This is a genomic window from Staphylococcus sp. GDY8P67P (assembly GCF_017892545.1).
GTDB lineage: Bacteria > Bacillota > Bacilli > Staphylococcales > Staphylococcaceae > Staphylococcus > Staphylococcus ureilyticus.
This window is the reverse complement of record NZ_JAESLH010000011.1, coordinates 1-13,478: the sequence shown is the minus strand read 5'-3', so window position 1 is coordinate 13,478 and position 13,478 is coordinate 1. Positions and strand designations below refer to the sequence as shown.

General features: G+C 33.0%; 12 protein-coding genes. 10 read left to right on the top strand and 2 right to left on the bottom strand.

The window, feature by feature from the left end; translation table 11 throughout:
* The first annotated feature begins 97 nt into the window (after window positions 1-97).
* The 3 genes from KA833_RS04520 (at window position 98) to KA833_RS04510 (ending at window position 4,464) form a co-directional block, all read left to right on the top strand.
* Window positions 98-1,267 (top strand): MDR family MFS transporter, encoded by a 1,170-nt coding sequence (locus KA833_RS04520; RefSeq protein ID WP_046208338.1) that lies wholly within the window; start codon window positions 98-100, stop codon window positions 1,265-1,267.
* Between the two features lie 449 nt (window positions 1,268-1,716).
* Entirely contained in the window at window positions 1,717-4,131 is a 2,415-nt protein-coding gene (leuS, locus tag KA833_RS04515; RefSeq protein WP_210128708.1) for a leucine--tRNA ligase, read from the top strand.
* 21 nt (window positions 4,132-4,152) lie between these two features.
* Entirely contained in the window at window positions 4,153-4,464 is a 312-nt protein-coding gene (locus KA833_RS04510; RefSeq protein WP_046208340.1) for a rhodanese-like domain-containing protein, read from the top strand.
* Window positions 4,465-4,619: 155 nt separating this feature from the next.
* Here the strand turns inward: KA833_RS04510 and KA833_RS04505 are convergent, their stop codons facing one another.
* Both KA833_RS04505 and KA833_RS04500 read right to left on the bottom strand, forming a co-directional pair.
* Entirely contained in the window at window positions 4,620-4,715 is a 96-nt protein-coding gene (locus tag KA833_RS04505; RefSeq protein WP_107360307.1) for a type I toxin-antitoxin system Fst family toxin, read from the bottom strand.
* A gap of 156 nt (window positions 4,716-4,871) precedes the next feature.
* Window positions 4,872-6,131, bottom strand: coding sequence for a BaiN/RdsA family NAD(P)/FAD-dependent oxidoreductase (locus KA833_RS04500; protein WP_210128709.1), 1,260 nt, complete (start codon window positions 6,129-6,131; stop codon window positions 4,872-4,874).
* A 129-nt stretch (window positions 6,132-6,260) separates the two neighbouring features.
* Between KA833_RS04500 and KA833_RS04495 the strand changes: the two genes are divergently transcribed.
* The 7 genes from KA833_RS04495 to trmB all read left to right on the top strand — a co-directional run bounded on the left by KA833_RS04495 (window position 6,261) and on the right by trmB (window position 13,396).
* Window positions 6,261-7,898, top strand: coding sequence for a putative polysaccharide biosynthesis protein (locus KA833_RS04495; RefSeq protein ID WP_210128710.1), 1,638 nt, complete (start codon window positions 6,261-6,263; stop codon window positions 7,896-7,898).
* Window positions 7,895-8,593 carry a pseudouridine synthase gene (locus tag KA833_RS04490; RefSeq protein WP_064208820.1) on the top strand — a complete coding sequence of 233 codons (699 nt, stop codon included), beginning with the start codon at window positions 7,895-7,897 and terminating at the stop codon, window positions 8,591-8,593. Before KA833_RS04495 ends, KA833_RS04490 begins: the two co-directional genes overlap by 4 nt.
* A 15-nt stretch (window positions 8,594-8,608) precedes the next feature.
* A complete protein-coding gene (locus KA833_RS04485; RefSeq protein WP_046208344.1) occupies window positions 8,609-9,007 on the top strand; it encodes a YtxH domain-containing protein in 399 nt (132 codons plus the stop codon).
* A gap of 223 nt (window positions 9,008-9,230) precedes the next feature.
* Window positions 9,231-10,640, top strand: a complete 1,410-nt coding sequence (gene pepV / locus KA833_RS04480) for a dipeptidase PepV (RefSeq protein ID WP_046208345.1) — start codon at window positions 9,231-9,233, stop codon at window positions 10,638-10,640.
* A gap of 2 nt (window positions 10,641-10,642) precedes the next feature.
* Window positions 10,643-11,488: a D-amino-acid transaminase gene (dat, locus tag KA833_RS04475; protein WP_192945922.1), complete on the top strand. Its 846-nt coding sequence runs from the start codon at window positions 10,643-10,645 to the stop codon at window positions 11,486-11,488.
* A 459-nt stretch (window positions 11,489-11,947) separates the two neighbouring features.
* Complete coding sequence (locus tag KA833_RS04470; RefSeq protein ID WP_046208347.1) at window positions 11,948-12,739, top strand: phosphotransferase family protein; 792 nt, start codon at window positions 11,948-11,950, stop codon at window positions 12,737-12,739.
* 15 nt (window positions 12,740-12,754) lie between these two features.
* On the top strand, window positions 12,755-13,396 hold the full coding sequence (gene trmB / locus KA833_RS04465; RefSeq protein ID WP_210128711.1) for a tRNA (guanosine(46)-N7)-methyltransferase TrmB: 642 nt from the start codon (window positions 12,755-12,757) through the stop codon (window positions 13,394-13,396).
* Window positions 13,397-13,478: the final 82 nt, after the last annotated feature.

The following is a 13,478-nucleotide window of genomic DNA, read 5'->3' as shown; positions in this document are numbered from 1 at the left end:
TTTCTAAATTCATTCTAGTTAAAGATTTTAACATATTTTAATGATATAGTGTTTAGAGTAAAAACAGAAATTTAAAATTAGAAAGGAGCTTATGGTTATGAATATGCCAAAATCAGTGTGGTGGTTGGTGATTGGTATGGCATTAAATATCACAGGCTCAAGTTTTTTATGGCCATTAAATACAATATATATGAATGAAGAATTAGACAAAAGTTTAACAATGGCTGGGTTAGTATTAATGATTAATTCATTTGGTATGGTCATTGGCAATTTATTAGGTGGTAATCTATTTGATAAATTGGGTGGTTATCGGACAATTATGATTGGAACTGTGATCTGTTTAAGTAGTACAACATTGTTGAATTTTTTCCACGGATGGCCATGGTATGCAGTATGGTTAGTCTGTCTAGGCTTTGGCGGTGGCATGATTGTCCCAGCAATTTATGCGTTAGCAGGTGCAGTTTGGCCGCAAGGTGGTAGACAAACTTTTAATGCGATATATTTAGCTCAAAATTTAGGAGTGGCGATTGGTGCAGCATCTGGTGGCTTTGTGGCAGAATTAAGTTTTAATTATATATTTATAGCTAATTTATTAATGTATATTGCATTTGCCATAGTCGCAATTAGCCAATTTAATATTAAATTGGACATTAAAGTTAAATCAAATGATGCTATGAGTTTATTAGATAAAGCGTATAGACCACAATTCATTGCATTAACTTTGCTGTGTGTCATGTTTAGCATTTGTTGGATTGCTTATATTCAATGGGAAAGTACGATTGCTTCATTTACTCAAGAGCTAAATATCTCTATGGGCCAATACAGTTTATTGTGGACTGTCAACGGTATTATGATATTAGTTGCACAACCATTAATCATTCCAATAATCAGATTATTAAAAGGAAATTTAAAGCATCAAATGTATGTTGGTATAGGTATTTTTATCATCTCTTTCTTTGTCACAAGTTTTGCTGAACAATTTTCTGTATTTATGGTAGGTATGGTTATATTAACATTGGGTGAAATGTTTGTTTGGCCAGCAGTTCCGACAATTGCAAATCAACTTGCACCAAATGGGAAAGAAGGTTCATTCCAAGGTTACGTTAATTCTGCAGCTACAGTTGGTAAAGCATTTGGTCCTCTTATTGGTGGTGTTGTTGTTGATATGTTTAACATGCAAATCATGTTTTTAAGCATGATTTCATTGTTAGTTTTATCACTTATATTTTTAACATTTTATGATCGCAAATTACCAAAGGATATTTAATATAATATTGAACCCAAAATGTAGATTTCATTTATTTTTGTTACAGAGCAATTATGGTACATGAGATTAAAAATAAGCATTAATGATTCAGCGAGAAATGGTTATTGAATTAATAATATTTTATGTATAGTTTAAATAATTTTATATAAACATAAAGGCGAGTTTTGTAAATCAACTTTATACTTGAAATAAAGGGCTTTTTCAAATATCATAAGAAGAGTATAGGAGTAGTAATTTGAAAGCTTTTCGACAGAGAGCTAGGGTGGGTGGAACCTAGCGTAAAGCCTCAAGTGAACTTACCAGGACTTAAAGTGAATGAATGACATCTCTAACTATTAATTAAAATGAGCGCACATTTAGTGAAACAGGGTGGTACCGCGGTGAAAATCATCGTCCCTATTATATAATAGTTTGAGGTGTCTTTTTATTATTGAACAGGAGGAAATGAAGTGAATTACAATCATAATGAAATTGAAAGAAAATGGCAGAATTATTGGGAAAACTATAAAACGTTCAAAACTGAAGATAATTTAGGCCAGAAAAAATTTTATGCACTTGATATGTTCCCTTATCCATCAGGTGCAGGGCTACATGTAGGCCATCCTGAAGGCTATACAGCTACTGATATTATTTCAAGATACAAACGAATGCAAGGATATAATGTATTACATCCAATGGGTTGGGATGCTTTTGGTTTACCAGCTGAACAATATGCACTTGATACAGGTAATGATCCTCGTGAATTCACAAAACAAAATATCCAAACTTTTAAACGACAAATTAAGGAATTAGGATTTAGTTATGATTGGGATCGTGAAGTTAATACAACAGACCCAGAATATTATAAATGGACACAATGGATATTCATTCAATTATATAATAAGGGACTTGCTTATGTTGATGAAGTAGCAGTGAACTGGTGTCCTGCGTTAGGTACTGTATTGTCAAATGAAGAAGTAATCGATGGTGTTTCTGAACGTGGCGGACATCCTGTTTATAGAAGACCAATGAAACAATGGGTACTTAGAATTACTGAATATGCAGACAGATTACTTGAAGATTTAGATGATTTAGATTGGCCTGAATCTTTAAAAGACATGCAACGTAATTGGATTGGACGATCAGAAGGCGCATCTGTAAGATTTAATGTAGAAAATTTCAATGATCAAATTGAAGTGTTTACAACACGCCCAGACACTATTTATGGTGCAACATTCTTAGTGTTAAGTCCTGAACATGAACTCGTAAATAAAATTACTACATCAGAACATCAAGAAAGTGTTGAGAAATATCAACAAGAAGCGGCAATGAAATCAGACTTAGAACGTACTGGATTAGCTAAAGAAAAATCTGGTGTGTTTACTGGAGCGTATGCATTTAATCCTTTATCAGGAGAAAAAACGCCGATTTGGATTGCTGATTATGTTTTATCTTCATATGGTACAGGCGCTGTTATGGCAGTTCCTAGCGGAGACCAAAGAGACTATGAATTTGCAAAAGCTTTTGATTTACCAATTAAAGCAATAATTGAAGGTGGAGACCTATCTGAAGCAGCTTATGATGGCGATGGGCCTCATATTAATTCACAAGAATTAAATGGTTTATATAATCATGAAGCGATTGAAAAAGCTATTACACTTTTAGAACAAAACAATGCTGGTACAAGAAAAGTCAATTATAAACTGAGAGATTGGTTATTTAGTCGTCAACGTTATTGGGGCGAACCTATTCCTGTTATACATTGGGAAGATGGTACGATGACAACGGTTCCTGAAGATGAATTACCTTTACTTTTACCTGAGACAGACGAAATTAAACCTTCTGGTACAGGTGAATCGCCATTAGCTAATATAGATGGATTTGTTAATGTTATTGATGAAGAAACTGGGATGAAAGGACGTCGTGAAACAAATACAATGCCACAATGGGCAGGTAGTTGTTGGTATTATTTACGCTTTATTGACCCAGATAATGAACAGATGTTAGCTGATCCTGAAAAGTTAAAACATTGGTTGCCTGTGGATTTATATATTGGTGGTGTTGAACATGCAGTGTTACACTTATTGTACGCTAGATTTTGGCATAAGGTCTTGTATGATTTAGGTGTAGTGCCTACCAAAGAACCATTCCAAAAATTATTTAACCAAGGCATGATTTTAGGTGAAGGTAATGAAAAAATGAGCAAATCTAAAGGTAATGTTATTAATCCAGATGATATAATCAAATCACATGGTGCTGATACGTTACGTCTATATGAAATGTTCATGGGTCCACTAGATGCTGCAATTGCATGGAGTGATAAAGGATTAGACGGTTCAAGACGTTTCTTAGACAGAATTTGGAGACTTTTAATTACAGAAGACGGTTTAATCACAGATAAAGTAGTCAATACTAATAATAAAGCTTTAGATAAAAGTTACCACCAAACTGTGAAAAAAGTTTCGGAAGACTTTGAAACATTAAATTTCAATACGGCAATTAGTCAGCTAATGGTATTTATAAATGATTGCTATAAAGTTGATGAGATTTATAAACCATATATTGAAGGATTTATTAAAATGTTAGCGCCAATCGCACCTCATATAGGTGAAGAATTATGGGCGCGTTTAGGACATGAAGAAACGATTACTTATCAACCATGGCCTTCTTATGATGAAACATTATTAGTCGATGATGAAGTGGAAATTGTCGTTCAAGTAAATGGTAAAGTTCGTGCCAAAATTAAAGTTTCTAAAGATCTTTCAAAAGAAGAAATGGAAACAGTAGCATTAGGTAACGAAAATATCAAAGCTGAAATAGAAGGCAAGGATATTAAAAAAGTGATTGCGGTGCCTCAAAAACTTGTTAATATTGTTGCCAAATAACACAAAAGGGGCGTATATATTATGGAAACAATTACTATAGATGAATTGAAATCAAAAATTTTAAATTCTAATCCTGTTCATGTCGTAGATGTAAGAACTGATGAAGAAACAGCAATGGGTGTCATACCAGATGCAGAAACGATACCTATGGATAAAATTCCTGATAATTTAAGTCACTTTAATTCAGAAGAAACGTATTATATTATTTGTAAAGCTGGTGGCAGAAGTGCACAAGTCGTCCAATATTTAGAACGCAATGGCATTCACGCAGTCAATGTTGAAGGTGGCATGGATGCGTGGGGCGATGAAGGTTTAGAAATTAAAAGTATTTAATCTTTTGATCGAGCAAAATCAAACGATGATTTTGCATTTTATGCAAGTTTAGTGTTATAATATATTTAACAAAGATATCAATACAGATACACCAAACCCCCTCACTATTGCGAGTAGTGAGGGGGTTTTTTGGTGTTGGCTAAATGTCGCCTGTACTATTTGTCATTACGATTGCGCAGCCAGTACGCAAATAACGTAACGATACAACCACTGATAACAGCAGTCATAAAATGAACAAAGATATCAATCACAAAATACACCTCCTCTCTACGTCTATTGACGCCTGAGAGTAGGCGACTTAAGTATTATAACATTCTGTGACTCAAGCGCATAGAAAATACAAAACATTAAAAATGAATTTGTTTTAACAGTGCGTAGTTGGTCTAGTAGATCACAAATTGATAGGTTTAATGTTGAAATTTACTTGCATTTGTTCCTGATATATGACCTGTAACTAAAGCGCTAGTAATATTATAGCCACCTGTATAACCATGGATATCGAGCAGTTCACCACACATAAATAATCCTGGCGTTAATTTTGACATCATCGTTTTGGGTTCGATTTCTTTAAGAGAAACCCCTCCGCCAGTTACGAAAGCTTTTTCAATTGATAGTGTTCCATTAACTTTAAAAATAAATCCTTTTAATAAAGTAATCAATGTATTAAATTGTTCATTAGAGATATGATGTGCTGTTAATGTTTCTGAAATATCTGCTAACTCTAACATATATAATAGATAACGTTCTTCAATTAAACCGTGTAAGCTATTTTTTACATATTTATCTGGCGTATCTTTTAATAATTTACGTACTTTGTCTTCTAATTGTGCAAAACTGAGTTCTGGAAAAGCATCTAATTGTATTTCGATATCTTCGCGTTTTTGGTTTTTTTGTTCTTTATATACAAATTGGCTGCATCTTAATGCGGCAGGGCCACTGATTCCAAAATGAGTAAATATCATGTCCATTTGATGTGTGACGCGCTTTTTACCATTTTTCTTCAATACAGATAATGCAACATTTTTTAAACTTAATCCTTTTAATCTTTTGTTTTTAATAAATTGCTCGGATGACGTAATTGGTACTTCAGTTGGGAAAAGTTCTGTAATTGTATGTCCAAAGTGTTCAGCGAATTTATAACCATCACCAGTCGAACCGGTCTTTGGTACACTCGTGCCACCTGTAGCGATAATCAAACTATTCGTTTCAATTACTTGTTGATTACCTAAAAAGACTTTGAATGTCTGTTGAGGTGTATGTTCAATAGCGTGTACTGACGTTTCCTCTTTTACAGTTACATTATTTTTTTCAATCGTACGAATTAACGCATCTACAACATCCTGTGCTTTATTAGAAACAGGAAACATACGTCCATGATCTTCTTCTTTGAGTGCAACTCCACGTGATTCGAAAAAGTGAATAATAGATTCATTGTCAAATACGGAAAAAGGACTATATAAAAATTTTCCATTTCCTGGTATATTTTTAATTATCTCTTCATACGGTAAACGATTTGTGACGTTACAACGTCCACCTCCTGAGATTTTTAATTTGCGTCCGAGCCCTTTTTTCTTTTCAATGAGAAGGACTTTATCACTATGTTGACTTGCTGCGGCAGCAGCCATTAAACCACTAGGTCCACCGCCAATTATAATTGTTTGGTACATTTGATTGCCTCACTTTACTAAATAGTGTTATTTTATAGTTTATAGTAATATAGTTTTGAAAAAAAGTGTTTATAACGTTATGATTAAAGTTATGATTGTAAAAATTAAATTTGAGATAGGAAGATCTGAATGAGTGAAAGTAAAGAATTAGTTAGGGGTACCTTTTTAATCACCCTTAGTATATTGATTACTAAAGTCTTGGGTGTTTTATATATTATTCCTTTTTATTCCATAATTGGTGGAGAAGAAAAATTGGCGCCTTTTAACTATGCATATACGCCGTATAATATTGCCATTGCAGTTGCAACTGCTGGGGTGCCATTAGCGGCGTCTAAATATGTGTCTAAATATAATGCTTTAGGGGCGTATAAAGTCAGTGAAAAATTATATAAATCAAGCTTTATAGTTATGACTATAACAGGATTTATTGGATTTTTCATTTTATATTTATTAGCACCGAGCATTGCCACAATTACTTTAGCCCATGAATCTGGTGCTAAGGGTGGCTGGTCCGTCGCTGACATCACATGGATTATTAGAATTATCAGTATGGTAGTCATATTTATCCCATTACTGGCTACATGGCGTGGTGTGTTCCAAGGTTATAAATCAATGGGTCCAACTGCTGTATCAGAAGTTATTGAACAAATCGCCCGTATTTTATTTATTTTAGTAGGAAGTTATCTAGTTCTGAATGTTTTTGGTGGAAGTGTGTTACAGGCCAATGGTATAGCAACATTTGCTGCTGCAGTAGGTGCGATTGCAGGGATATTCACCTTATGGTATTACTGGAGAAAGAGAAAACCTAATATTGAAAAAATGGTGGCAACGGATACTTCTGATATTTCTGTATCTTATGGAAAAATGTATAAAGAAATTATTTCTTATAGCATCCCATTTGTAATTGTTAGTTTAAATTTCCCACTATTTAATTTGGTAGATCAGTTTACACATAATGGTGCCTTAGATTTGGCTGGAGTGCCAAGTCGTTTACATGACTATTTCTTTACTATTTTAAACATGACGACAAATAAAATAGTAATGATTCCAACGTCATTATCTGCTGGTTTTGCAGTGAGTTTAATTCCATTTATTACTAAGACGTATGAATCTGGTGAATTAAAAGAAATGCACAGACAGATTCGAACATCATTAGGGGTGTTAATGTATATTACAGTCCCTGCAAGTCTGGGAATTATGGCTTTAGCGCTACCATTGTATACTGTCTTTTATAGTTATAATGTCGATGGTAGTCAATTGTTATTTTATTATGCACCTGTTGCTATTTTAATTGGATTGTTAAGTGTAACAGCTTCTATGCTGCAAGGTATTGATAAACAAAAGTTAACAGTCTTTGTAATTTTAGCGGCAGTAGTATTAAAAGTAATACTAAATACGCCATTGATTATGGCATTCCATACTGCTGGAGCAATTTTAAGTACGGCGATAGCGTTACTATTTGCTGTTATCTGTAATTTTTATATACTTAAAAAATATGCGAGTTTTGACTTCTCAGAAACGTGGTTACATTTTGGTAAAATTTTCTTATACGGCTTGTTAATGATGATCGTAGTTGAATTATCATCGTTTTTATTACAAATGGTTATTTCTCCACAAACTAAATTTGGTGCTTTAGCAATTTTAATTATCAGTGTCATAGTAGGTATGATTGTTTACGGTGGTATTACGATGAAGACGAAACTTGCTGACCAATTTTTAGGAGATATTCCAAATAAACTCAGACGTAAATTAGGGATTATAAAATGAGATTAGATAAATTTTTAGCTAATATGGGTGTAGGAACACGTACAGAAGTTAAACAATTATTGAAAAAAGGTATTATTACAGTTAATAATAAAATAGAAAAATCTCCTAAAAAACAAATAAATCCAGAAACTGATGAAGTACAGAAAAACAATGAAACAATTCACTATATTGATAAAGTCTATCTAATGTTAAATAAGCCTAAAGGTTACGTATCTGCAACAGAGGATGAGCAACATCAAACAGTTGTGGACTTAGTTGAACCGTACCGTTTTTTAGATGTGTTTCCAGTTGGTCGCTTAGATAAAGATACTTCGGGTTTGTTATTAATTACGAATGATGGCACTTTTAACCATGAACTAATGAGCCCAACGAAACACGTATCTAAAACCTATGAGGTAATTTCCCAAAAAAATATTACAAATAATGATATAAAATCGTTTAAAATGGGTATTGAATTGAATGAGGGTTTGGCAAAGCCTGCGACTTTAGTAAAAAGTGATGAAGCATATAAATCATTTGTCACAATTTATGAAGGAAGATATCATCAAGTTAAACGCATGTTTCATGCTATAGATAATGAAGTTTTAGAATTGAAACGCATTAGCATTGGTGAATTAAAACTGGATGAATCTTTAGCGCCAGGTGAGTATCGCCATTTAACTCAAATAGATTTTAAACAATTAGGATTAAAATAATAAAGAGGTGTTATTATGTCAAAATTATTAAAAGCAATTTTAGGTGTTGGAGGCGCAGCTGCTGCAGTTGTTCTTTCTAAAAAAGAGAATAGAGATAAATTAAAGGATGAATATAGCAAATATAAATCAAATCCTGAATCTTATAAACAAAACGCCAAAGACATCGCTAGTCAGATTAGTTCAAAAGCAAATGAAACTTATAATGAAGTAAAACAAGATCCTAAAGGTTATGCTTCAAAAGTAAAACAAGATCCTAAAGGTTTTATTAACGAACAAAAAGAACGTTTTAAGGGTGAATCTGAAGACGAAGAGCATGTTGAGGAAGCAAGATTTACAGATGAAGGTGCTGCTGACCCTTCAAATAATCTTCGCGTCGTTACTGAAGACGAGCTCAAAAACAATAAAAATAAATAAGCAATTATACATTTGATTTTTTTACCTAGTTCATTGTTTTGAACTAGGTTTTTATATATATTAATACAGAAATTGAAAGTTAGGTATATGAAAGGTTTTAAACTGTTTTTCATTTAATTATACAGTGAATTTTTTAAAATAATAATCACATCTCGCTGTAGTTTCTGTACTACTTCATGTAAAATATTAATTATATAAGTATTAAAAAGGAAGTTGATGCTAAATGTGGAAAGAAAAAGTGAAAGAATACGAAACAGATATTATAAATGATTTAAAAGGCTTATTATCTATTGAAAGTGTGAGAGATGATAATGAAATTTCTTCAGATAATCCAGTCGGACCTGGACCACGTAAAGCATTAGATTATATGTACGAAATTGCTGAACGTGATGGATTTGATACTCACGATGTTGAACATATTGCAGGGCGTATTGAAGCTGGTGAAGGCGAAGATGTTATGGGGATTTTATGTCATGTTGATGTAGTGCCAGCTGGTGATGGTTGGGATACTAATCCTTTTGATCCGGTTGTAACTGAAGATAAGGTTATTGCAAGGGGCACACTAGATGACAAAGGGCCAACAATTGCCGCATATTATGCCGTAAAAATATTGAACGATATGAAAGTTAATTGGAAAAAGCGTATACATATCATTATAGGTACTGATGAAGAGTCAGATTGGAAATGTACAGAGCGTTATTTTAAAACTGAAGAAATGCCAACTTTAGGGTTTGCACCTGATGCTGAATTCCCAGCAATACACGGTGAAAAGGGTATTAGTACTTTTGATGTGGTTCAAAATGAAAAAGCTGAAGATAAAGATGAACCAGAATACGAACTTATTTCTTTTACATCAGGTCAACGTTATAACATGGTACCTGACGAAGCAATTGGTAAACTTGCGGTTAAAGAAAATATGACTGATGTCATTCAAAAATTCGAACAATTTTTATCTGATCATAATATAAATGGTGAAAGTATCGTTGATAGTGGCGTATTAGTGCTTAAAGCATACGGTAAAGCTGTACATGGTATGGATCCATCTATTGGTGTGAATGCTGGATTGTACTTATTACATTTCTTAGCCCAATTAGGTTTAGACAAAACTGCTGAAAATTTCACTCAATTTAGTGAACAGTATTTATTCAACTCTCATTTCGGTGAAAAAATGGGAATGAAATTCCACACAGATGTTATGGGAGATGTAACTACAAATATAGGTATCATTTCATATGATAATCAAAATGGTGGTCAATTCGGTATTAATTTAAGATATCCGCAAGGTTTTGAATTTGAAGAAGCCATGACTCGTTTTAAAGGTGAGATTCAGGAACTAGGTTTTTCTATAGCATTAGGCAAAAATCAAACACCTCACTATGTGGATAAAAATGATCCTTTCGTACAAACTTTAGTGAAAACATATCGTAATCAAACAGGTGACCAAACTGAACCATACACAATTGGTGGTGGAACTTATGCTCGAAATTTAGATAAAGGTGTCGCATTTGGTGCTATGTTTAATGATTCAGAAGATTTAATGCATCAAAAAAATGAGTATATTACGAAAAAACAATTATTCAATGCAACTAGTATTTATTTAGAAGCTTTATATGCTCTATGTGTGGAGGAATGATGATGACAAAAGTACTTATTAATGAACATTTAGTAGACGAACAAGATGCATGCGTACCATACAATGATCGTGGTTATGTATTTGGTGACGGTATATATGAATATATTAGAACATACAACAATAATATTTTTACTGCCAAACCACATTTTGAAAGACTTTTGAGAAGTGCTAAAGAAATAGGTTTAGAATTGAAATATAATGTAGAAGAGCTTACAGAATTAATCCAAGAATTATTAGCAGCGAATGGTGTCGTTAATGGTGGCGTATATATACAAGTTACACGTGGAGCAGCCCCTCGTGACCATGCATTTCCTACGCCATCAGTAGAAGCAAATGTGATGGCATTTACTAAAACTTACGATCGTCCTTATAAGTTATTAGAAGAAGGTATTAATGCGATTACAACTGAAGATATTCGTTGGTTAAGATGTGATATTAAAAGTTTGAATTTACTTGGCAATGTGTTGGCTAAAGAGCGTGCAGTTAAATATAACGCTCAAGAGGCTATTCAACATAGAGGTGATATTGTTACTGAAGGATCATCAAGCAACGTTTATGCTATTAAAGCTGGAGAAATCTATACACATCCAGTAAATAATTATATATTGAATGGTATTACACGTATGGTCATAAAAGATATTGCTCAAGAAAAAGGTATACCGTTTAATGAAGGTACATTTACTGTAGATTTTTTAAGAAATGCAGATGAAATTATTGTGTCTAGTACATCTATTGAAGTAATGCCAGTCGTAAAATTAGATGGTGAACAAGTAGGAGACGGAGAAGTTGGACCAATAACGAAATCGTTACAAGAAGGATTTAATAGATACATTGACACAGATAGTTAATATTTTCCATAAAAGGAAATAAAATGTAACTTTTACCAAAGCTAAATTATGTTATAATGCTAACTGAGCCGATTTAAAAATTATAGAAAAATACTGTAGTAAAATGTGACTTTTTGTTTCTCATTATTGGTTGAAATAAATCCTTAAACATTATAAAATCTTCTATGAGACTTGAAATTGAGACATGAAATTTCATTCAAAAAAACTAAAGGAATTTTTCGAAAAAAATACTGTTACGAGATGATATATGATATGATGTTAAAGTTATTATCAATCTCGATACAGTATTTCATATTTAAATATAAAAACTTGATTCTATGGGACAAAATGGTCGTTATCATATAATGACAGTAATATAGAGTTTTAAGTTTAAAAGTGTGTGTATTAGAAAATGATTATATTTGGCTCTCGAAATCTGTTTTCTGGAGCCATTTTCTAATTGAAAGTGAGGTGAACGTGTTGGAGCAGTTTTATCAATTAGGGTGGACACTTGATTCAGCAGGTGGTGCATCTGGAGAAGCATATATGGCTGAACAAGATGGGCAGAAATTGTTTTTAAAACGAAATTCAAACCCATTTATTGCAGCCTTGTCTGCTGAAGGTATTGTACCTAAGCTCGTATGGACGAAACGAATAGAGACTGGGGAAGTCGTGACGGCGCAGCATTGGAAAAATGGCAGAGAGTTAACTTTTGATGAGATGTATGAACAACGAGTAGCTAATTTATTGAAAAAAATACATAGTTCAAAAACACTTTTGAATATGTTGAAGCGTATGGAAATGTATCCTATTACGCCTGATATTTTGTTGAATAAAATAAACGCCTCATTATCTAGAGAAGTGTTAACACACCATGTGGTGCGAAAGGCATTAACTTATTTAGAAGATCATATGCCAAGTCTTGACCCTAGATTTTTTACAGTTGTCCATGGAGATGTCAATCATAATAATTGGTTGTTGTCTGACCACGATGAACTATTTTTAGTGGATTGGGAAGGTGCAATGATTGCAGATCCAGCAATTGATTTAGGCATGCTGCTATACAATTACGTTCCTGAAAATAAATGGCCTCAGTGGTTAAATGATTACGGTACGAAAGATTCTATAGACTTGCAAAAAAGAATGAAATGGTATACTGCTGTACAATCTATTGGTATGGTTCAGTGGTATGAAGAACAAAAACGCTATAAAGATATGAATATGTGGCTGAAGTTCTTAAACCAAGTAATGAATAACAATGCATTTATATAAGGAGTTATCAAGAAAATGAGAATGCGTTACAAGCCATGGGCAGAAGATTATTTAAAATCGCATCCTGATATTGTAGACACAGATGGCAGCCATGCAGGACATATAAGTGAGTGGTTTGACAAAGAACAACCAATTTATATTGAAATTGGTTCCGGCATGGGACAATTTATAACAACACTTGCTGCACAAAGACCTGAAATTAATTTTATATCTATGGAACGTGAAAAAAATGTAATGGTCAAAGTGTTAGATAAAGTGAGAGAGCAAAATCTAACGAATATTAAATTGATATGTAACGATGCGATAGAATTAAATGAATACTTTAAAGATGGTGAAATTTCACGTATTTATTTAAATTTTTCTGATCCTTGGCCGAAAAGAAGACATACTAAGCGTAGATTGACGTATCATACGTTTTTATCTTTGTATAAACAAGTGTTAAAAACAGATGGTGAGATTCATTTTAAAACAGATAATAGAGGATTATTTGCCTATAGCTTAGAAAGTATGTCCCAATTTGGTATGTATTTTACAAAAATAAATTTGAACTTGCATCAAGAAGAAAAAGAAAATAATATTGAAACAGAATATGAGCGCAAGTTTTCAGACAGAGGTTCAAGAATTTATAGAATGGAAGCAAAATTCCATAATAATTAAATATTTGTAATGACGCAGCCCAAAATCTCACGTTCAAAACAAAGGACTAATCCGCAAAAATTGAACTGCACCCTGTCAAGTA

What these genes read in the sequence shown, in the direction of transcription:
- KA833_RS04490 (WP_064208820.1), top strand. Translation starts at nt 7,895, where the DNA reads ATGAGATTAGATAAATTTTTAGCTAATATGGGTGTAGGAACACGTACA.
- KA833_RS04495 (WP_210128710.1), top strand. Translation starts at nt 6,261, where the DNA reads ATGAGTGAAAGTAAAGAATTAGTTAGGGGTACCTTTTTAATCACCCTT.
- KA833_RS04510 (WP_046208340.1), top strand. Translation starts at nt 4,153, where the DNA reads ATGGAAACAATTACTATAGATGAATTGAAATCAAAAATTTTAAATTCT.
- pepV (WP_046208345.1), top strand. Translation starts at nt 9,231, where the DNA reads ATGTGGAAAGAAAAAGTGAAAGAATACGAAACAGATATTATAAATGAT.
- KA833_RS04485 (WP_046208344.1), top strand. Translation starts at nt 8,609, where the DNA reads ATGTCAAAATTATTAAAAGCAATTTTAGGTGTTGGAGGCGCAGCTGCT.
- KA833_RS04500 (WP_210128709.1), bottom strand. Translation starts at nt 6,131, where the DNA reads ATGTACCAAACAATTATAATTGGCGGTGGACCTAGTGGTTTAATGGCT.
- trmB (WP_210128711.1), top strand. Translation starts at nt 12,755, where the DNA reads ATGAGAATGCGTTACAAGCCATGGGCAGAAGATTATTTAAAATCGCAT.
- KA833_RS04520 (WP_046208338.1), top strand. Translation starts at nt 98, where the DNA reads ATGAATATGCCAAAATCAGTGTGGTGGTTGGTGATTGGTATGGCATTA.
- dat (WP_192945922.1), top strand. Translation starts at nt 10,643, where the DNA reads ATGACAAAAGTACTTATTAATGAACATTTAGTAGACGAACAAGATGCA.